20 protein-coding genes are annotated in these 21039 nt (G+C 51.6%); 9 read left to right on the top strand and 11 right to left on the bottom strand.

All coding sequences use genetic code 11. The features are described 5' to 3' along the window. The first annotated feature begins 190 nt into the window (after nucleotides 1-190). On the top strand, nucleotides 191-721 hold the full coding sequence (ppa, locus tag E0D98_RS05545) for an inorganic diphosphatase (protein ID WP_000055072.1): 531 nt from the start codon (nucleotides 191-193) through the stop codon (nucleotides 719-721). 79 nt (nucleotides 722-800) lie between these two features. On the opposite strand, the gene chpB is transcribed toward ppa, so the two are convergent. The 5 genes from chpB to tamA all read right to left on the bottom strand — a co-directional run bounded on the left by chpB (nucleotide 801) and on the right by tamA (nucleotide 7461). Further along, entirely contained in the window at nucleotides 801-1151 is a 351-nt protein-coding gene (gene chpB / locus E0D98_RS05540) for an endoribonuclease toxin ChpB (RefSeq protein ID WP_000239579.1), read from the bottom strand. Then, nucleotides 1145-1396, bottom strand: coding sequence for a type II toxin-antitoxin system antitoxin ChpS (gene chpS / locus E0D98_RS05535; RefSeq protein WP_001223208.1), 252 nt, complete (start codon nucleotides 1394-1396; stop codon nucleotides 1145-1147). Before chpS ends, chpB begins: the two co-directional genes overlap by 7 nt. A 211-nt stretch (nucleotides 1397-1607) precedes the next feature. Continuing rightward, nucleotides 1608-1949 carry a gamma-glutamylcyclotransferase gene (locus tag E0D98_RS05530; protein ID WP_001219160.1) on the bottom strand — a complete coding sequence of 114 codons (342 nt, stop codon included), beginning with the start codon at nucleotides 1947-1949 and terminating at the stop codon, nucleotides 1608-1610. Nucleotides 1950-1951: 2 nt separating this feature from the next. After that, the gene (gene tamB, locus E0D98_RS05525; RefSeq protein ID WP_000060927.1) at nucleotides 1952-5731 is read right to left on the bottom strand and encodes an autotransporter assembly complex protein TamB; all 3780 of its coding nucleotides are present in this window, start codon (nucleotides 5729-5731) and stop codon (nucleotides 1952-1954) included. Continuing rightward, a complete protein-coding gene (gene tamA, locus E0D98_RS05520) occupies nucleotides 5728-7461 on the bottom strand; it encodes an autotransporter assembly complex protein TamA (protein ID WP_050877177.1) in 1734 nt (577 codons plus the stop codon). The genes tamB and tamA overlap by 4 nt, the downstream gene beginning before the upstream one ends. Before the next feature lie 205 nt (nucleotides 7462-7666). Here tamA and msrA point away from each other — a divergent pair, with 205 nt between their 5' ends. Then, nucleotides 7667-8305 carry a peptide-methionine (S)-S-oxide reductase MsrA gene (gene msrA / locus E0D98_RS05515; protein ID WP_001295196.1) on the top strand — a complete coding sequence of 213 codons (639 nt, stop codon included), beginning with the start codon at nucleotides 7667-7669 and terminating at the stop codon, nucleotides 8303-8305. 322 nt (nucleotides 8306-8627) lie between these two features. Then, nucleotides 8628-9971 (top strand): hemolysin family protein, encoded by a 1344-nt coding sequence (locus E0D98_RS05510; protein ID WP_000935042.1) that lies wholly within the window; start codon nucleotides 8628-8630, stop codon nucleotides 9969-9971. A 78-nt stretch (nucleotides 9972-10049) separates the two neighbouring features. Here the strand turns inward: E0D98_RS05510 and E0D98_RS05505 are convergent, their stop codons facing one another. Continuing rightward, complete coding sequence (locus E0D98_RS05505; protein ID WP_000689228.1) at nucleotides 10050-10256, bottom strand: DUF1107 domain-containing protein; 207 nt, start codon at nucleotides 10254-10256, stop codon at nucleotides 10050-10052. A gap of 324 nt (nucleotides 10257-10580) precedes the next feature. On the opposite strand from E0D98_RS05505, the gene E0D98_RS05500 reads away from it, so the two are divergent. Next, nucleotides 10581-11138, top strand: a complete 558-nt coding sequence (locus E0D98_RS05500) for a YtfJ family protein (protein WP_000175289.1) — start codon at nucleotides 10581-10583, stop codon at nucleotides 11136-11138. On the opposite strand, the gene cysQ is transcribed toward E0D98_RS05500, so the two are convergent. Continuing rightward, nucleotides 11128-11868, bottom strand: a complete 741-nt coding sequence (gene cysQ / locus E0D98_RS05495) for a 3'(2'),5'-bisphosphate nucleotidase CysQ (RefSeq protein WP_000886909.1) — start codon at nucleotides 11866-11868, stop codon at nucleotides 11128-11130. The genes E0D98_RS05500 and cysQ overlap by 11 nt on opposite strands. A gap of 189 nt (nucleotides 11869-12057) precedes the next feature. On the opposite strand from cysQ, the gene cpdB reads away from it, so the two are divergent. Further along, on the top strand, nucleotides 12058-14001 hold the full coding sequence (gene cpdB, locus E0D98_RS05490) for a 2',3'-cyclic-nucleotide 2'-phosphodiesterase (protein ID WP_050877178.1): 1944 nt from the start codon (nucleotides 12058-12060) through the stop codon (nucleotides 13999-14001). A 128-nt stretch (nucleotides 14002-14129) separates the two neighbouring features. Here cpdB and E0D98_RS05485 read toward each other — a convergent pair whose 3' ends face one another. After that, nucleotides 14130-14510 (bottom strand): helix-turn-helix domain-containing protein, encoded by a 381-nt coding sequence (locus E0D98_RS05485; RefSeq protein WP_000084622.1) that lies wholly within the window; start codon nucleotides 14508-14510, stop codon nucleotides 14130-14132. 88 nt (nucleotides 14511-14598) lie between these two features. Here E0D98_RS05485 and qorB point away from each other — a divergent pair, with 88 nt between their 5' ends. The 3 genes from qorB (at nucleotide 14599) to ytfE (ending at nucleotide 17302) form a co-directional block, all read left to right on the top strand. Continuing rightward, on the top strand, nucleotides 14599-15459 hold the full coding sequence (gene qorB, locus E0D98_RS05480; protein WP_000560563.1) for an NAD(P)H:quinone oxidoreductase: 861 nt from the start codon (nucleotides 14599-14601) through the stop codon (nucleotides 15457-15459). A 107-nt stretch (nucleotides 15460-15566) separates the two neighbouring features. Continuing rightward, nucleotides 15567-16532, top strand: a complete 966-nt coding sequence (locus tag E0D98_RS05475; RefSeq protein ID WP_001296686.1) for a DMT family transporter — start codon at nucleotides 15567-15569, stop codon at nucleotides 16530-16532. A gap of 107 nt (nucleotides 16533-16639) precedes the next feature. Further along, nucleotides 16640-17302, top strand: a complete 663-nt coding sequence (gene ytfE, locus E0D98_RS05470) for an iron-sulfur cluster repair protein YtfE (protein WP_050877179.1) — start codon at nucleotides 16640-16642, stop codon at nucleotides 17300-17302. Nucleotides 17303-17346: 44 nt separating this feature from the next. On the opposite strand, the gene cycA is transcribed toward ytfE, so the two are convergent. Both cycA and fklB read right to left on the bottom strand, forming a co-directional pair. Next, a complete protein-coding gene (gene cycA / locus E0D98_RS05465) occupies nucleotides 17347-18759 on the bottom strand; it encodes a D-serine/D-alanine/glycine transporter (protein ID WP_000228346.1) in 1413 nt (470 codons plus the stop codon). 308 nt (nucleotides 18760-19067) lie between these two features. Continuing rightward, nucleotides 19068-19688 carry an FKBP-type peptidyl-prolyl cis-trans isomerase gene (gene fklB, locus E0D98_RS05460; protein ID WP_000211225.1) on the bottom strand — a complete coding sequence of 207 codons (621 nt, stop codon included), beginning with the start codon at nucleotides 19686-19688 and terminating at the stop codon, nucleotides 19068-19070. 218 nt (nucleotides 19689-19906) lie between these two features. Here fklB and E0D98_RS05455 point away from each other — a divergent pair, with 218 nt between their 5' ends. Then, on the top strand, nucleotides 19907-20536 hold the full coding sequence (locus tag E0D98_RS05455) for an OapA family protein (protein WP_001119492.1): 630 nt from the start codon (nucleotides 19907-19909) through the stop codon (nucleotides 20534-20536). Here E0D98_RS05455 and E0D98_RS05450 read toward each other — a convergent pair. Continuing rightward, a partial coding sequence (locus tag E0D98_RS05450) for a TetR/AcrR family transcriptional regulator (protein WP_131890549.1) occupies nucleotides 20537-21039 on the bottom strand: 503 nt, incomplete at its 5' end.

The raw sequence follows: 21039 nt of genomic DNA, 5'->3' as shown, positions 1-21039 counted from the left end.
AATCACAAGTTTGTAATCGCTTTCATCTCACTATGAAAAATGCGGCTACGGTTATGGATTTTCCTGCTCTGCATACCGTCTTAAAACTGGCGAAAAAGGAAAATGAAGACGAAAACAAGCGAAGACATTCGGCGCGAGTTGGCTATAATACTCGGCACTTGTTTGCCACATATTTTTAAAGGAAACAGACATGAGCTTACTCAACGTCCCTGCGGGTAAAGATCTGCCGGAAGACATCTACGTGGTTATTGAGATCCCGGCTAACGCAGATCCGATCAAATACGAAATCGACAAAGAGAGCGGCGCACTGTTCGTTGACCGCTTCATGTCCACCGCGATGTTCTATCCGTGCAACTACGGTTACATCAACCACACCCTGTCTCTGGACGGTGACCCGGTTGACGTACTGGTCCCGACTCCGTACCCGCTGCAGCCGGGTTCTGTGATCCGTTGCCGTCCGGTTGGCGTTCTGAAAATGACCGACGAAGCCGGTGAAGATGCGAAACTGATTGCTGTTCCGCACACCAAGCTGAGCAAAGAATACGATCACATTAAAGACGTTAACGATCTGCCAGAGCTGCTGAAAGCGCAGATCGCTCACTTCTTCGAGCACTACAAAGACCTCGAAAAAGGCAAGTGGGTGAAAGTTGAAGGTTGGGAAAACGCAGAAGCCGCTAAAGCTGAAATCGTTGCCTCCTTCGAGCGCGCAAAGAATAAATAAGTTCTTCTGGCGCAATAACCCTGAACACCGGGCTTCGGTTAGTAAGGGTTTTTTTATGCCCGCGATAAATAAACACACCTTATTCCACCACCGCCTGCAAGCGTAATAACGCCTCTTCCACCACCTCATCCGCAGCCAGACCAATACGCTTTGCCAGCCGGGCGCGTAGATCCATCATCCGCACCTGATTCACAAGCACCACGCCGTGCACATCGCCTTCTTCGCAATGTAAAGGAACGCTAAATCCGGCATAACGGGCAAAATTTCCGCCCTGCGTAATGGGGGCCACCAGCGTCATTCCCAGTTGATTAAAGGCTTGAACGGAGAGCACAAGCGCAGGTCGACCAGCACCTTGCTGTTCATGGCCGCTTGCTGGATCAAAGCCAACCAGCACAATGTCTCCCCGTTCAAATTCACTTTTCTTTACCATATTTCGTCACCCGCAGGGGTGGATTTACCCCAGACATCCTGCTCGCTAAGTTCCGCGGCGTTCATGTCACACTGTGCCAGCAGTTCATCAAGCGAGTAGCGCCTGGAGATGGGTGTCAGAATCAGTTGATTGTTGCTCACTTGCGCCTCCACGCTCTGCCCCGGCTGTAAGTTAAGTTCTTTCATTACGATATTGGGAATGACCATACCTGCACTGTTCCCCCATCTTTTTATGGTAATACGCATCTGCACCTCCTTAAGTTATACAAAGTATAACTCCCGGTGCTACAGGAAACGTTTTACCCCTGCGCATTTGTGAACGCCAGCAGAGTTTTTTATGCGTTAACAGATATGGAAAGCGGCTCGGAGAGAAAAGCAAAGGGTGAGGGAATTACAAAACAGAATGCGAGTCGTCTCGCAAAAAACAACGCCACCCGAAGGTGGCGTATGCATATGGTTACTTATCCCTGTCTAACCAGTCGCCGCTTTCAATTAGCTTTAATCCATCGACGGGTCGTTGATAAACGTACATCCATGCACTCCCGTACGGCGTCTGAATCAACTGGCGCGCGTATTCACCGCCCCTGGTGCGCAAGGCATCAAGTTCGGCCAGCGTGGCGTTGTCAATACGATAAACTTCACCGTGTACTGTTCCGTTCCCCGGAACTGCGCCTGGATAGTGGCCCAGGCTATACAACTGGTAGTTATCGATACTGAAATCGCCCAGTAACTGGGCATTGGTCATCCAGTGACTGTTGCCTTGTTTGTGGCGTAAACTGCCGTAGACAAATATTCGCATTGCTAAAACTCGAACTGATAGAGCAAATCCAGTGCCTGGTCTACACCAGACACGGCTTCCAGATATAGCTTAGGCATCAGGCGATAACGTAACGTGAGTGTTGCTATAGAGTCAAATATACCCACGCCGTATTTCACTTGCAGACCTGGCAATACATAGCCGCTGACCACCACCTGGGAGGAGTCGCCTACTCCCTGGGTGTCGAGCGCTAAATTGCTTACGCCAAACGTCTCGCCGATTTTACCCACAATCTGGCCACTTTGCGCAACCCCCAGACCAATCAGCATCGAGGTCATTGCCGCACTGTCGCTCTGATCGCTCTCCAGCCCTTGTCCACGTAGCAAATAAGACAATGCAGCTTGTTGCGACATCGCCGGGTCAGAGAAGATCTCCGCTTTCGGTTCGTCCGCCAGACCAGTGACGCGAACTCCGGCGATTACGTCGTCTTCTGTAGCATCCGGGTTACGAATAGCTTCAATATTAAGATACGGTTGATCCGGCGGACCAGAGAACAGTAACTCACCCTTACGCACAATCAGATCCTGACCATAGGCATGGAAGCGCCCTTCAGGGATGTTGATCTGCCCGTTCAGGCCCAGCCCTTGTTTGTCCTGAACGACGTTAAGATCGCCCGTCAGCCGCGCTTTCAGGCCAAAGGCGTCAATGCGCACATTATTGCCAACGTGGACAATCAGGTTACTGTTAATCGGAATCGACGCCGTTTTCGGCTCTTCCGGTTGCAGGTTATCGTTAAGCATCACCACATCGCTGGAGACGCCTACTGCGCTTTCCGGCAGATCGTGCACCACGATGCGCGCCCAAGGGACATCCACGCGACCATCGAGGGTAAACAGGTTTGGTGTAGCCTCGAATACAACATCTGGCGATACATCCATTCGTACCATCGGCGGCACGGTGATCCGCACTTTACTGCCTTTCGCCGTTACTCGTGCCCGCCAGTTTTCAATTTGGCTCCAGTCGGCATCACCGTTCAGGTAGATTTCACCCTGCTGGGTCCGTACTGTACCGGCAAGCGTCGAGCGCATACCGTTAAAGTTGACCGCAAGCTGGCTCGGTTGCATATCAAACGGCATAAAGTTGCCGTCGATATCCACACCCGTAACCTGAAGCTGACCAAACAACTGCGGGCTTTGCACATCACCACCCAGACGCAAGTTGGCACTCACCATCCCCGCTGCTTTTTCCCCACGGGTAAAGATTGGGTTTATCATCGCAAGGTTGAAGTTACGGATATTGACGTTGCCACCAAGATTACGGCGGCCTTGCGGATCGGTCACCTGCACCTGTCCATCAAACTGGCCGTTATTGGTCAGGCGGATGGTCCAGCCCAATTCGGCACGGTTGTTACGCAATTCCGCCGTCAGATTCAGTGTCTGAAACGCCACCGGCAGCGCCGCATCGTTGACGGTTTGCGTTACCTGCACGTTACGCCCCGAAAGGGTGATACTGCCCTGCGGCAGCCCCTCTTTCGTGGTGTCCCAGGCAACATCCGCTTTACCCGTGAAGATACCGCTGGCCTGAGTGGTTTCTGGCATAAACGGTTTCAGCATGGCGAGGTCGAAGCGGTTGAGATTCACCACCGCACGCCCTTCGGCCCCCGCATCGATAGTTTGCGGCACGCACAGTTCCGCATTCGGGTTAAGCCAGCAGTGTGGCCCGATGCTGATTTTTTGCTCCTTATTGCGGTAATCCAGCGCAATATCGCGGGTCAGCGACCACGGGCCGACCGGCGTCTGGAAGCGGGTATTGCTAAGAGTTCCCTTCCAGCGTTCTTCTTTGCGATCAAAACTTCCTGCCAGATTAAGCTGCCCGGAGACAGGCTCGCCCTGAATCCGCAACTGTAGCTCGTGCTGCTTTTCGCTGCCTTTGGCATTCAGGGTGACGAGGTTGATATTTACATCCGGCTGCGAAATTTGCTCAACGCGTACGTCGAGTTTCCCGGCGATCTGATCGGTGGATTTAATGTCGCCTTCCACGCGAACCTGCGCCACGGAAAGTTCCTGCCAGCGCAGGCCGCGCGCGGTGATATCTGCCAGTAGTTGTGGCGCTTCCACCGTGCCGCGTACTTTCACCAGCCCTTTCGCTGTACCGCCAAGCCCCGGCAGCGCGTTATCCAGCCCCGGCGCGTTGATGGTGGCATCAAGATTGAGATCTTTTACCCCCAGCTCGCCTTTCACTTCGGCACTGTTTGGCCCGAGTTCCAGATGAAGCCCAGGGATCATCCACTGCATATAACTGTTGCCTTTCAGCGTGCCGTCAACGTTCACTTTGTTCTGTTTGACGTTACCGGTCAGCTTCAGTTCTGGCACCTCCATCTGCCAGGTGCCGCCGTACAGGCTACCGCGGGTTTTAATCAAGCCATTGAGTTTCGACGGCCACTCCGGGAACTCTTTGGCGGTGTTAATGCCATTAAGCGTTAGCTCACCGCGCCAACTAATGGCCTGCTGCCAGTCGAGCAACGCCTTGAGTTCAGTTTTCCCTTCCAGCGCCGCGACGGTGAGTTTGTCGAGATTGACCTGCTGTTCATTACCTTTGGCATCAAGGGTAATGGTGGCTGGCGGGATCTCCTGTCCCTTCACTGCCGTACGCATAGAGAGCGTGTAATCGGTCATTTTGCCGGTAAGTTTCAGTTTCAGATCATCCGCCTGATACTGCTTCTCACCAGTGAACGGCCAGTAAAGCTGTTTGCTGTTCACTTCCACGTTGAGCGGCAATCCGGCTTCCGCCAGTCGCGTCTGGGCGCGTAAATCCATATCCACCGGACCGGAAAGATTAACGCCAATCTCCAGCTGTTCGCGCAGCGCGCCGCCCACTTTTAGCTTCACTTTTTCACCTTTCAACGGCTCCACGTTCAGTGTGCTGTTGAGGGTGATATCCACCGGCCAGTTGTCTGACAGCTGCGCCGTGCCGCTGGCGTTGACGATCCCTTGACTGGAATCGATATCCAGGGCGTCCAGTTTAGTATTGCCGTCAATGCTGCTCACTTTCAGCAGCATGGTGCGCACGGTGATGTCCGTGTCGCCCGTCACGCGTAACTGCTCGCCTTTAAACTCTTCAATGTTCAGGTTAAGCGGCAAATGCAAGTCGGTCATTTCCGGCAATACCGGGCGAGAAAAGAGATCTTTCAGCGTTTCGCCGAGCGGCTTTTCCTCCGGCTGCGGATTTTCAATTTTCGGTTCGACCACTTCTTCCTGCGCCACTTCCGCCACTTTCGGCAGAGCAATCAGCAGGCCTTTCAGCGACGTCGGTTTCAGGGTCAGGGTTTTTTCCTGCCAGTTCAGGCCGGAGGTGAAGTCCATCACCGACACCGTGGTGTCATCAATCTTGATGTTGACGTTATCCAGCGCCACCCGTGTCAGGGTGATGGGATACGGCGTGGAGAGATCCAGCGGACCGCTATCTTCCTCTTCTTCAACCTGTTCAGAAGGAGGCATTTTTTTACTGTCGATGTTGACCTGAATGTCTTTCAGCGCCAGGTCATTAATACAAACGCTACTGTTCCACAGGCACTCAAGACCGACCGCCAGATGCAGATTACCCGCTTTTACCGCCACGCCTGGCTGCTCATAACGAACGTCAGACAAGGTGAGATCGCGCCAGCCGCCGGTGACCTTGCCAATATCCAGTCCTGGCACCCAGCGATCCGCCGCTTTAAATACAAGATGCAGGCCGCTGGTGGTGCCCACCAGAAACGCCACCGATCCCAGCAACAGTAAGATAACGATAACCACGCCGAGGCTGATTTTTTTCCATAAACTCATAATTCTGGCCCCAGACCGATGTAAAACTGTAACCCGTGTTCGTCTTTATCCGCGACCGGTACGGCAAAATCGAGTTTGATTGGCCCGACCGGCGATTCCCAGCGTACGCCGACCCCGGTACCGGTTTTAAAGTCGCTGCGGCGAATATCGCTTACCGCTTCGCCACTATCGACAAACACCGCGCCCCACCATTTTCCGGTCACGTTGTACTGGTACTCCAGCGATCCGGTTATCAACTTCGAGGCCCCTTTCAGGTCACCGTTGGCGTATTTCGGAGCGATAGATTTGTATTTGTAGCCACGAATACTGCGGTCGCCCCCGGCGAAAAAACGCAGATCCGGCGGTACTTTGTCGAAATCACCGGTTTCAATCCAGCCCAGCGTGCCGCGTGTCACAAAACGATGGCGATCGTACAGTGTGCGGATCCAGACGTTTTGTGCCTGGAAAACGGAGAAATCGACATCTGAGCCCCAGGCAGTGTTGGAGTAGTCGATAGAGTAGCGTTGCGAGTCGGCCCAGGTTGGCATCAGGCCACCACGAGAACGCGTGCGGCTAATCATCACCCCAGGATAAAACAGCATCGTGGTGTTGGTAATTTCACCCTGGGTAAAGTGGTCGAGACTCCAGCGCAGGTTAATGGCACGCTGCCAGCCGCTGGAGAGATCCCAGTAGCGAGAAGCCACCAGCGTAGTGGAGTCAGATTCGGTATCGTTCAGGTCAGTGCGCTTAAAACCGCCCTGCACCAAATAATATTGTTCCAGTGGATTCTTCAGCAGCGGCATTTTATAGCTGAAGTCGAGGATCTGTTCCGGCGCGGAAATACTGGTACTGGTGGTCAGACTGTGACCGTATGAGTTCATCCACGGTTTTTTCCACGTCGCTTTCACGCGCGGTCCCACGTCCGTAGAGTAACCGACCCCGGTTTCGATGGTGTTTTCTGTTCGCGGCGAAACCACGCCCGTCAATGGTAATACTTTCGTTTCGCGCGCTTTATCAAATTGTGGAGCCACCACCACCGAGTTAAACCAGCCGGTAGCAGAAAGTCGGCGGTTCAGTTCCGCCAGATCTTTCGATTCGTACTCATCGCCCTCTTTAAACGGCACCAGATTTTGCAGGTATTCATCGCGGATTTGTGATCCTTCAAAGGTCACATGCCCAAAGCGGTAACGTTCGCCACTGTTATAATCAATATCCCAGAAGGCTTTATGCAGGCCGAGCGCAATGCCCAGCTGCGCTTTGGTAAATTCGCTATCGAAATAACCTTTACGCAACGCAATGCTGGTTAAGGACTTTTTGAAATTTTCATAATCGCCCTGGTTCAGCACCGTGCCAATAGCCGGGCGAGTATCGAGCAATTTCAAATAGTCTTTATCGGTCCGCGCGCCGCCGCGCAATACCACATCGGTGCCGCCAATTAACACCGGCACGCCTGGCGTGACTTTGGCGATCAATACCTGCCGCCCTTTCTTTGGCGGTGGACGGAGATCAAATTCAATGGTCGGCTGGTAATAACCCAGCGCTTTCAGACCTTCGCGGATGGCATCATCGACGCGTGCGCGAAAGCGACGGTCTGGCGTCACTTCATCACTTTCAATCGTAGAAAGCTGCGCACGAACGTTCTTTTCCAGCTGTCCCGATAACCCCTCGACCTGTAGACGGACGTTCGCGGCGACGGCAGATCCGCTTAAGCAGAGTAAGCTTACACAGCATAACTGTCGGATATAGCGCACATTTTCTCCTGAATATCCTTTTTTCCTGCCCCTGGAACGCCGTTAAACGGCTTAACAAAAATCCAGTAATATGGATTAAAAAGCAGACTAAACCCCAAATATTTCTTATGTTTTACTTTAGACCTATTCACGGTGGTTATTGTGTGCAAATACGCCTCTTGTTACAACCTTAACCCCAATGACCGATTTTCGGGAGAGCGACACCATGAGTTTATTTGATAAAAAGCATCTGGTTTCCCCCGCCGATGCCCTGCCTGGACGTAACACCCCGATGCCCGTAGCCACGCTGCATGCGGTCAACGGTCACTCAATGACCAATGTACCTGACGGAATGGAGATTGCCATTTTTGCGATGGGTTGTTTCTGGGGAGTGGAGCGTCTGTTCTGGCAGTTACCCGGCGTTTACAGCACCGCCGCAGGCTATACCGGAGGCTATACGCCAAATCCGACTTATCGGGAAGTGTGCTCCGGTGATACGGGTCATGCCGAAGCGGTACGCATTGTTTACGATCCTTCCGTCATCAGCTATGAGCAGTTGCTACAGGTATTTTGGGAGAATCACGATCCCGCCCAGGGAATGCGTCAGGGCAATGACCACGGCACGCAGTATCGTTCAGCGATTTATCCGCTGACCCCAGAACAGGATGCCGCAGCTCGCGCCAGTCTGGAACGTTTTCAGGCGGCGATGCTTGCCGCCGATGACGATCGTCACATCACCACGGAAATCGCTAACGCCACACCGTTTTATTATGCCGAAGATGACCACCAGCAATATCTGCATAAAAACCCGTATGGTTACTGTGGAATTGGCGGAATTGGCGTCTGTCTGCCACCGGAAGCATAGCGTTACGGGTACAAATGTAGATTGTTGATAAAGTGCTCTTTGTCTATGCCGGATGCGGCGTGAATGCCTTACCAGGCCTACAAAATCGTCCAAATTCAATATATTGCAGGGACTGCGTAGGCCTGATCGGCATAGCGCATCAGGCAGTATTGCATTTATCAGCAGTCTGAATTTTAACCCTCTGGCGACTTTACAGTACCTTACGCTATACTAGCCACTGAAAATGCCGGTTCACTTTCTTCGAATCGGCTTTCAATGTGTATTTCACACAAATTAATCAACTTCCCCTTCCGAGGATCTGGCCTGAAAGGTCGGATAAGATATGTTAAACAGTATTTTAGTCATACTCTGCTTGATCGCTGTAAGTGCGTTCTTCTCGATGTCTGAGATCTCACTTGCCGCCTCACGCAAAATCAAACTTAAACTGCTGGCTGATGAAGGCAATATAAATGCCCAACGCGTTCTGAATATGCAGGAAAATCCCGGCATGTTCTTTACGGTGGTCCAAATCGGTCTGAACGCAGTTGCGATTCTCGGCGGTATCGTCGGTGATGCGGCATTTTCTCCAGCTTTTCACAGCCTGTTCTCCCGCTATATGTCGGCAGAACTCTCTGAGCAACTGAGCTTTATTCTCTCTTTCTCGTTAGTGACTGGCATGTTTATCCTGTTTGCGGATTTAACCCCGAAACGCATCGGTATGATTGCGCCAGAAGCGGTGGCTTTGCGTATCATCAACCCGATGCGCTTCTGCCTGTACGTTTGCACCCCGCTGGTGTGGTTCTTCAACGGCCTGGCGAACATGATCTTCCGTATTTTCAAACTGCCAATGGTACGTAAAGATGACATCACTTCTGATGACATCTACGCGGTAGTGGAAGCCGGTGCGCTGGCGGGCGTGTTACGTAAACAGGAACACGAGCTGATTGAAAACGTCTTTGAGCTGGAATCCCGTACCGTTCCGTCTTCAATGACACCGCGTGAAAACGTGATTTGGTTTGATCTCCACGAAGATGAGCAAAGCCTGAAGAATAAGGTGGCGGAACATCCGCACTCTAAGTTCCTCGTCTGTAATGAAGATATTGACCACATCATCGGTTATGTCGATTCTAAAGACCTGCTGAACCGCGTGCTGGCTAACCAAAGCCTGGCACTGAACAGCGGCGTACAAATTCGCAACACGCTGATTGTGCCGGATACGTTAACCCTTTCAGAGGCGTTGGAAAGTTTTAAAACCGCAGGTGAAGACTTCGCGGTGATCATGAACGAGTACGCGCTGGTGGTGGGGATCATCACCCTCAATGACGTGATGACCACGCTGATGGGCGATCTGGTCGGTCAGGGGCTGGAAGAGCAGATTGTCGCCCGTGATGAGAACTCATGGCTGATTGACGGCGGCACCCCGATTGACGACGTCATGCGCGTACTGGATATTGACGAGTTCCCGCAGTCGGGCAACTACGAAACCATCGGCGGCTTTATGATGTTTATGCTGCGTAAGATCCCGAAACGCACCGATTCGGTGAAATTCGCCGGCTACAAATTTGAAGTGGTGGATATCGATAACTACCGCATCGACCAGCTGCTGGTGACCCGGATCGACAGCAAGGCCACCGCCCTTTCGCCAAAACTGCCTGACGCTAAAGATAAAGAAGAAAGCGTCGCGTAACCCCCAGAAACATCAACGGCTCCTGAATCAGGAGCCGTCTTATTACTGCATAGCACTTTTTACTGCATAGCACTTTGGTTAAGCCATCTCTGTTTGCAGACGCATAACCTGACGGTTAACTTCGGACATCACTGACAAATGCAGCTTATCCTTCACTTTTGGGATAAGAATCTTACCCTTATCAAATTCAAAAGCGCCAACGTCCTTGATGTATAACCGTCCACGGAACAGGATCTTTACGTACTTCGCCACCTGAAGTGGGTTGTACCGTTGGAAAATTTTCATTGTTATCTCCTGCTGAGTATTACGCCTGTGCGGTGCCACAATCGGCCCAACTATTATGAGGCGCAAATTTTAATGCCTAGTGACTATAGACTATCCGGGCAATGTTTCCACCGCGTATAACTTTTTTTACCTAAAGGTTACAATTATTCAGAATTATCTTTTTACCGAAGCGCGGTCTTCAGTATAAGCATTCATTTTTCATATGATTTGTGCGCTTGACCGCAAACTGGCATCACACTTGCGGGAAATTCGATAAATAGCACATATGATTAAAACTCAGACCCAAGTGGTCGGATCACCTGCATATCATAAGAAGGAAACACCATGACCCTACGCAAGATTCTGGCACTCACCTGCCTGCTGTTGCCGATGATGGCTTCCGCACATCAGTTCGAAACCGGTCAGCGAGTGCCGCCGATTGGCATTACCGATCGAGGCGAGTTGGTGCTTGATAAAGATCAGTTTAGCTACAAAACCTGGAACAGCGCGCAGTTAGTGGGAAAAGTGCGAGTACTGCAACATATTGCTGGTCGCACCTCTGCAAAAGAGAAAAACGCGACGCTGATTGAAGCGATTAAATCAGCGAAGTTACCGCACGATCGCTACCAGACCACCACTATTGTTAACACCGACGACGCGATTCCGGGTTCAGGGATGTTTGTGCGCAGCAGTCTGGAGAGTAATAAAAAGCTTTATCCCTGGTCGCAGTTTATTGTTGATAGCAATGGCGTCGCACGCGGTGCCTGGCAGCTGGATGAAAAAAGTTCCGCTGTAGTGGTGCTGGATAAAGACGGTCGCGTGCAATGGGCCAAAGACGGGGCGCTTACTCAGGAAGAGGTGCAGCAAGTGATGGACCTGCTGCATAAATTAATTAATAAATAGACACTCTGAACCCCGGATTCAGGAACGACTCGCGCGGAGTGTAATCCAGCGGTTTACCCTGCCAGTCGTGAACGTGCGCTCCGGCAGCTGCGGCCACAGCATGTCCAGCGGCGGTGTCCCAAATATTCGTTGGTCCGAAGCGCGGGTACAGCTGCGCCTGTCCTTCCGCCACCAGGCAGAATTTCAGCGAAGAGCCGATGGACGTGGTCTGATGTTCGCCAAGCTGTTGCAGATACTCTTTCAGCTCCGCATCTGCATGGGAACGGCTGATAACCACCAGCGGCGGGCGCGCATCGCGGACCTGAATCTGCTTGCGCACACCGCACTCTTCTTTCCAGGCCTTGCCTTCTGCCGCGCTGTACATTACGTTCATTACCGGCGCATACACCACACCTAAAATCGGTTTGCCATGGTCAATGAGCGCAATGTTAACGGTGAATTCGCCATTGCGTTTAATAAACTCTTTAGTACCATCCAGCGGGTCTACCAGCCAGTAACGCTGCCAGTGCTGACGGACTTCCCAACCGGGAGGATCTTCTTCAGAAAGGACCGGAATATCCGGTGTCAGCGTACGTAAACCGTCCATGATAACGGTGTGTGCGGCAATATCCGCTGCCGTTACCGGAGAATTGTCCGCTTTGCTGACGACGTCCATCGGTTTCGTCCCGTCGTAGACCTGCATAATGGCATCGCCTGCATTCCGTGCAAGCTGGCATACTTGATCTAACATTTCTCCACCTCGTCTCTGTGAGCGGTGTTAACTTATTGTTTTACTTATACCCTATCGTTAATGAATGCGCCAACTGTGATAGTGTCATCATTTTCAAAGCGTAAAATTGTGGCATTCTTCACTGTTCTATAAGTAAGACGTTTATTCTCCCTTTTCTTTCGTATTCCCGATAATAAAAGGATGTCCCTGATGATTAAGTTTAGCGCAACGCTCCTGGCCACGCTGATTGCCGCCAGTGTGAATGCAGCGACGGTCGATCTGCGTATCATGGAAACCACTGATCTGCATAGCAACATGATGGATTTCGATTATTACAAAGACACCGCCACGGAAAAGTTCGGACTGGTACGCACCGCAAGCCTGATTAACGATGCCCGCAATGAAGTCAAAAATAGCGTACTGGTCGATAACGGCGATTTGATTCAGGGGAGTCCGCTGGCAGATTACATGTCGGCGAAAGGATTAAAAGCAGGTGATATTCACCCAGTGTATAAGGCATTAAATACGCTGGACTATACCGTCGGCACGCTTGGCAACCATGAGTTTAACTACGGTCTGGATTACCTGAAAAATGCGCTGGCGGGAGCGAAATTCCCTTATGTAAATGCCAACGTCATTGACGCCAGAACCAAACAGCCAATGTTTACACCGTATTTAATTAAAGACACCGAAGTGGTCGATAAAGACGGAAAAAAACAGACGCTGAAGATTGGCTATATTGGCGTCGTACCGCCGCAAATCATGGGCTGGGATAAAGCTAATTTATCCGGGAAAGTGACGGTGAATGATATTACCGAAACCGTGCGCAAATACGTGCCTGAAATGCGCGAGAAAGGTGCCGATCTCGTTGTCGTTCTGGCGCATTCCGGGCTGTCTGCCGATCCGTATAAAGTGATGGCGGAAAACTCAGTTTATTATCTCAGTGAAATTCCGGGTGTTGACGCCATTATGTTTGGCCATGCTCACGCCGTTTTCCCAAGTAAAGATTTTGCTGATATCGAAGGAGCTGATATCGCGAAAGGCACGCTGAATGGTGTTCCGGCGGTAATGCCAGGCATGTGGGGCGATCATCTTGGTGTGGTCGACTTACAACTCAGTAATGACAGCGGTAAATGGCAGGTGACGCAGGCGAAAGCGGAAGCTCGGCCGATTTACGACATCGCCAATAAAAAATCCCTCGCGGCGGAAGACAGCAAGCTGGTAGAAACACTCAAAGCCGATCACGATGCCACACGCCAGTTCGTCAGCAAGCCAATCGGTAAATCTGCCGACAATATGTATAGCTATCTGGCGCTGGTGCAGGACGATCCGACCGTGCAAGTAGTGAACAACGCGCAAAAAGCGTATGTCGAACATTACATTCAGGGCGATCCGGATCTGGCAAAACTGCCGGTGCTTTCAGCTGCCGCACCGTTTAAAGTTGGTGGTCGCAAAAATGACCCGGCAAGCTATGTGGAGGTGGAAAAAGGCCAGTTGACCTTCCGTAATGCCGCCGATCTTTATCTCTACCCCAATACGCTGATTGTAGTGAAAGCCAGCGGTAAAGAGGTGAAAGAGTGGCTGGAGTGCTCCGCCGGACAGTTTAACCAGATTGATCCTAACAGCACGAAACCGCAATCACTCATCAACTGGGATGGTTTCCGCACCTATAACTTTGATGTGATTGATGGTGTGAATTATCAGATTGATGTTACCCAGCCTGCCCGTTATGACGGCGAGTGCCAGATGATTAATGCCAATACGGAAAGGATTAAGAACCTGACCTTTAATGGCAAGCCGATTGATCCGAACGCCATGTTCCTCGTTGCCACCAATAACTATCGCGCTTACGGCGGCAAATTTGCCGGTACGGGCGACAGCCATATCGCTTTTGCTTCACCGGATGAGAACCGCTCGGTGCTGGCAGCGTGGATTGCTGATGAGTCGAAACGTGCGGGGGAAATTCACCCGGCGGCAGATAACAACTGGCGTTTAGCACCGATTGCTGGCGATAAGAAACTGGATATCCGTTTCGAAACTTCCCCGTCAGATAAAGCCGCAGCGTTTATTAAAGAGAAAGGGCAATATCCGATGAATAAAGTCGCGACCGATGATATCGGGTTTGCGATTTATCAGGTGGATTTGAGTAAGTAAAACACTTCTTTTTCGGCCTATAAATCATCAACCGCATCCGGCATTTATTGGCGGATGCGATGCTGGCGCATCTTATCCGCCCTACAAGCCATGCACCGTAGACCAGATAAGCTCAGCGCATCCGGCAGTTATGCCGCACGTTCATCCCGCACCGCCAACACCTCGGGCAAATTCAACTCAATCCAGTCCGCCAGTGCAGCAACCTTTTCGCTCACCTGCTCGCCCAGCGGCGTGAGGCTGTATTCCACATGCGGCGGCACCACCGGATACGCGATACGGTTAAGAAAACCATCCTGTTCTAACGCCTGTAACGACTGCGCAAGCATCTTTTCACTCACCCCACCGATTTTGCGCCGCAGGTCGCTAAAGCGATGAGTACCTTCGCGTAGCGCCACCAGAATCAATACCCCCCAACGGCTGGTGACGTGTTTCAACACCTCGCGCGACGGGCACTGTTCCGCAAAGAGATTACCCTCTTTCAGTTGTTGCGACAGGCTAACCTGACTCATTTCATACTTACCTTTTTGTACGTACTTACTAAAAGTAAGTTTAGGTGTTAGCGTATTTAAACACAAGACAAAACGATGGAGACTTCCCATGATCGCTATTACTGGTGCCACTGGCCAACTTGGTCACTATGTTATTGAATCCTTGATGAAAACGGTTCCTGCCAGCCAAATAGTGGCTATCGTTCGTAATCCGGCAAAAGCCCAGGCCCTGGCAGCACAAGGCATTACCGTGCGTCAGGCTGACTACGGCGATGAAGCCGCACTGACATCTGCACTTCAGGGAGTGGAAAAACTACTGCTGATCTCTTCCAGCGAAGTGGGTCAACGTGCCCCGCAGCATCGTAATGTTATTAATGCCGCAAAGGCGGCTGGCGTGAAATTTATCGCTTATACCAGCCTGCTACATGCAGATACCTCCCCGCTCGGCCTCGCCGATGAGCACATCGAGACGGAGAAAATGCTGGCTGATTCTGGCATCGTTTACACCCTGCTGCGCAACGGCTGGTACACCGAAAACTACCTCGCCAGCGCCCCGGCAGCACTGGAACACGGCGTATTTATCGGTGCGGCGGGCGATGGCAAAATCGCCTCAGCAACGCGGGCAGATTATGCGGCAGCTGCGGCACGCGTGATTAGCGAAGCCGGTCACGAAGGCAAGGTTTACGAACTGGCGGGCGATAGTGCCTGGACGTTGACACAGTTAGCGGCAGAGCTGACCAAACAGAGCGGAAAATCCGTTACCTATCAAAATCTGAGCGAAGCCGATTTCGCCGCGGCACTGAAAAGCGTCGGACTGCCCGACGGACTGGCGGATATGCTGGCGGATTCTGACGTTGGCGCATCGAAAGGTGGTCTGTTTGATAACAGCAAAACGCTTAGCAAATTGATTGGCCGCCCAACGACAACGTTGGCCGAAAGCGTAAGCCATCTTTTTAATGTTAATAACTAGTTAATTAAAGTGGCATCCTCCCGCATCCTCTCTGATAATGACGGGATGCCGGGAGCAATCATGTCTGCTTCCTGAACTTTCTTCTGACAGACCAATGGATGCCAGTAATGATTAGCGGCGTGCTGTACGCCCTGTTAGCAGGGTTGATGTGGGGGCTTATTTTTGTCGGGCCGTTGATCGTACCGGAATACCCGGCGATGTTGCAGTCGATGGGGCGTTATCTGGCGTTAGGGTTAATTGCGCTGCCCATTGCCTGGCTGGGACGCGTGCGTCTGCGTCAGTTGGCGCGTCGGGACTGGCTTACCGCCTTGATGCTCACTATGATGGGCAACCTCATTTATTACTTCTGCCTTGCCAGTGCCATTCAACGTACTGGCGCGCCTGTTTCCACGATGATTATCGGCACCCTGCCGGTGGTCATTCCTGTCTTTGCCAATCTGCTTTATAGCCAGCGCGACGGCAAACTCGCGTGGGGAAAACTCGCCCCGGCACTGATTTGTATTGGCATCGGCCTGGCGAGTGTGAATATTGCTGAGTTAAACCACGGACTCCCCGATTTTGACTGGGCACGTTATACCTCTGGCATCGTGCTAGCGTTAGTTTCCGTGGTCTGCTGGGCATGGTATGCCCTGCGCAACGCCCGCTGGCTGCGGGAAAATCCCGACAAACATCCGATGATGTGGGCGACGGCGCAGGCGCTGGTCACGCTGCCGGTTTCTCTCATCGGCTATCTCGTCGCCTGTTACTGGCTGAATATACAAACGCCGGACTTCTCCTTACCTTTTGGCCCCCGTCCGCTGGTGTTTATTAGTCTGATGGTTGCGATAGCCGTGCTTTGCTCATGGGTTGGCGCACTCTGCTGGAACGTCGCCAGCCAGCGATTACCGACAGTGATTCTCGGGCCGCTGATTGTTTTCGAAACGCTGGCAGGTTTGCTGTACACCTTTTTACTCCGCCAGCAAATGCCGCCGCTAATGACGCTGAGCGGTATCGCGCTGTTAGTGATTGGCGTGGTCATTGCGGTCAGAGCAAAACCAGAAAAACCTTTAACTGAATCTGTCTCAGAAAGTTGACACGCTGGCAGTGAGTTAAATAAGCCTCTGCTACGTAAGGGTTATAGCTTTTGCCTTAAAGATGCATTTAAAATACATCTTATCTTATTAAGAATGAGGTATCAGCTATGGCTTATCGCGACCAACCTTTAGGTGAACTGGCGCTCTCTATCCCTCGCGCTTCGGCTCTGTTTCGTAAATATGATATGGATTACTGCTGTGGCGGTAAGCAGACGCTGGCGCGCGCGGCGGCACGTAAAGAACTGGATGTTGAGGTCATTGAAGCTGAACTGGCAAAGCTTGCTGAACAACCGATTGAGAAAGACTGGCGTAGCGCCCCGCTGGCAGAAATCATTGACCATATCATCGTGCGCTACCACGATCGTCACCGCGAGCAGCTGCCGGAGCTGATCCTGCAAGCGACTAAAGTCGAGCGCGTTCACGCCGACAAACCGAGCGTGCCAAAAGGGCTGACAAAATACCTGACTATGCTGCATGAAGAGCTTTCCAGCCACATGATGAAAGAAGAGCAGATCCTCTTCCCGATGATCAAACAAGGCATGGGCAGCCAGGCAATGGGGCCAATCAGCGTAATGGAAAGCGAGCACGATGAAGCGGGCGAACTGCTGGAAGTGATCAAATACACTACCAATAACGTCACACCGCCGCCAGAAGCCTGCACCACCTGGAAAGCGATGTATAACGGCATTAATGAACTGATTGATGACCTGATGGATCACATCAGCCTGGAAAACAATGTACTGTTCCCACGCGCGCTGGCGGGTGAGTAATCTAAAAGCTGGATGGCATTGCGCCATCCAGCATGATAATGCGGTTATTTCCGCAGTTCAGCAGCCCGCTTCTTACCAATAAACAACCAGCCCAGCCCCAGTGCGATAAACCACAGCGGGGTGACCAACAGCGCCTGGCGAGTGTCATCTTCCAGTGTCAGCAACACGACCACGAACACAAAGAACGCCATACATACCCAGCACATCAGCTTGCCGAGCGGCATCTTATAGATCGACTTCTCATGCAGATGAGGACGCTGTTTGCGGTACACCAGGTACGAGCAAAGGATAATCGTCCAGACGAACATAAACAGAATCGCGGAAACGGTCGTGATCATCGTGAACGCGCCAATCACGCTGGGATTCACATACAGCATCACCACGCCGCCGAGCAGACAGATACACGAGAAGGTCAACCCTTTCGCGGGTACTGCGCGCTTAGAAAGTTTAGCGAACGCTTTCGGTGCCACACCTTCCTGCGCCAGACCAAACAGCATACGGCTGGTAGAGAAGACGCCGCTGTTAGCGGAAGACGCCGCAGAGGTCAGCACCACAAAGTTGATCACGCTGGCAGCCGCAGGCAAACCTACCAACACAAACAGTTCAACAAACGGGCTCTTCTCCGGGACTACCGAACTCCACGGCGTCACGGACATAATCACAATCAGCGCGAAGACGTAGAACATAATGATACGGATCGGAATGGAGTTAATCGCGCGTGGCAGTGATTTCTCCGGATCTTTGGTTTCCGCAGCTGTTGTACCTACCAGCTCAATCCCCACGAAAGCGAAAACCGCTATCTGGAATCCGGCAAAGAAGCCACTTAAACCTTTCGGGAACCAGCCGCCGTCATTCCACAAATGCGCGAATGACGCTTCCACACCGGTCGGTGACTGAAAGTGCATCGCCACCATGACCAGGCCGACGACAATCAGCGACACGATGGCGACGATTTTGATCATCGCAAACCAGAACTCCATCTCACCGAACATTTTCACGGTGGCAAGGTTGAGCGTCAGCAGCAGCACTATCACCGCCAGCGAGGCGACCCAGTCGGAGAGATCGGGGAACCAGAACTGAGCATAAGCCGTGATCGCCACCACGTCTGCCATACCGGTTACAACCCAGCAGAACCAGTAAGTCCAGCCAGTGAAATATCCTGCCCACGGCCCGAGTAAATCGGAAGCGAAGTCACTAAAAGATTTGTATTCCAGATTCGAAAGCAGCAATTCCCCCATTGCCCGCATCACGAAAAAGAGCATAAAACCAATGATCATATAAACGAAAATGATCGACGGCCCGGCAAGGCTAATCGTTTTGCCAGACCCCATAAACAACCCCGTACCAATGGCACCGCCAATGGCAATAAGCTGAATATGTCGGTTTGTGAGATTGCGCCGTAGCGACTGTTCAGCCGGAGCCTGATCATCGGCAACGACTTTTACCTGATCTACCATGTTTTTTTCTTCCTGTACCTGTCTGTGTTGTTCAGGCTCTACGGCCTTTAGTCAGTCTATGATACGACGAATCTGTATCGGGACTCATCGATATTAGGTAACAATACGCGGGATGAATACTAAGATTTAGATCTAATGTTAATTTTATGTTTAAAGTGAGTGTCATATCACGGTGATAACGCGAAACAGCTCACAAAAATACACGCTTACGGGGTCTTTGCAACACAAAATAGCGCCGTTTGGCAAACTGAAGGGTTTATTGCTGAATGCCTGCTCCCCTCTGGTTCGAGGGGAACAGAATGCGCTGATTAGAGGATTTCCAGCAGTTCGACTTCAAACACCAGGGTGCTGAACGGAGGGATGGATGCGCCTGCGCCGCGCTCGCCATATGCCAGTTCCTGCGGGATAGTCAGTTCCCATTTAGAACCTACCGGCATCAGAGTCAGTGCTTCAATCCAGCCAGGGATCACGCCATTAACCGGAAATTCAGCGGGTTCACCACGAGCAACGGAGCTGTCAAACACGGTGCCGTCGATCAGTTTACCGGTGTAATGAACACGAACGCGGTCGGTACGTGCCGGAATTGCGCCTTCACCCTGGTTGATCACGCGGAATTGCAGGCCAGATTCGGTGCTATTCACACCTTCTTTTTTGGCGTTTTCTTCCAGGTATTTCACACCTTCAGCAGCCATCGCCTGGAAACGCTGACGACGAACGGCATCGGCGCGCTCGTGGATTTCACGCAGCGCGCGATGCACCACATCAACCGGAACAGCCGGATGTTTGCCTTCCAGCGCATCGGCAATACCTGCAACCAGTGCTTCTGGCAGCAGCCCTTCCAGGCCAGATTCACTCAGTTGTTGCCCTACCTGCAAACCAATGCCGTAGCTTGCTTGCGCTTCGATGGTGTCAAAAGTTGGGGTGGTCATCGTATTTCCTTTCTTAGGGTATAAAGTAGCGGGCAGGATATCAGCCACGCTTCTTCTGGTAAAACTTTGTCGCGGGATGAGTGACAAATCCCAGGGAAACAGAAACAATAGGGATAATTCGCATGAATACAAAAACAGCGGTAATACCACGGACATCATAGCGTTAGCTTATTACTGCGCTATGATTGAGGAACACGACGCGGAGCTGGAGGAAAACCATGCCTGGGCGCTTTGAACTAAAACCAACTCTGGTGAAAATCTGGCACGCACCAGATAACTTTCGCCTCATGGACCCGTTGCCGCCGATGCATCGCCGGGGAATCATTATTGCGGCAATAGTGCTGATTATCGGTATTCTTCTGCCTGGAGATGAAACACGCCAGATGCCTGTTGTCACCCGCGAAGCGCAGTTAGATATGCAATCACCCCCCCCAGGTGAAGCACAGCTACAGGCACATTTAGTGACGCCGCAAAACGATCCGGATCAGGTCGCCCCGGTCGCGCCGGAACCTATTCAGGAAGGTCAACCTGAAGAGCCACCTGTTGCAGAGACACAATCTTTCCAACCGGAAAGTGGTATCGATCAACAGTGGCGGACATATCGCGTAGAACCAGGCAAGACCCTTGCCCAGCTGTTCCGCGACCATAATTTGCCGCCTACAGATGTGTACGCTATGGCCCAGGTCGAGGGCGCGGATAAACCGCTCAGTAACCTGCAAAATGGTCAGATTGTTAAAATCCGTCAAAATGCGAATGGGGTGGTTACCGGCTTAACCATTGATACGGGAAATAATCAGCAAGTACTGTTCACCCGCCAACCTGATGGTAATTTCATCCGCGCACGCTGATTACCCACGGGCAGGGTTCACCAAAAGCCAGCTCAGGATGGTCTCTTTGATCACTCTGCGTCTGGCTTCCAAAGCCTCAGGTGAAACCATGCTAATGTGATAAACCATCCCCAGTGTGTACTGGTTTATTAAATAATATGCACCCAGTGCGGCGATATTAATATTGATTTGTAAGGGATCAATATCTTTCTTAAAGGTTTTCTGTCGCTGCCCTTCTTCTAATAACGAAGCCATTGACTGCAAATGTGCATGGTTAATTTCAGCGAGGCGTTTTGATTTTTTATAATGCACACCCTTACTTTGGTTTTCACTATGGACAATTTTTAAAAACCACGGATTATTGATGTAATAATCCCAAGTAAAATCAATTATTTTCTCGATCGCAATAACCGGAGAAAGCCCTGAAATGTCAAGCTCTCTCTCTTTTTCGCGAATATCGTTCCAGGTATATTCCAGTACTTCAATAAACAAATTTTCTTTATTACCAAAGTGGTGATAAACCG

The organism is Escherichia sp. KCJ4928, assembly GCF_004352695.1.
Classification (GTDB): domain Bacteria; phylum Pseudomonadota; class Gammaproteobacteria; order Enterobacterales; family Enterobacteriaceae; genus ECMA0423.
Note: the sequence above shows the minus strand (reverse complement) of the source record. Positions and strands in the feature narration are given on the sequence as shown.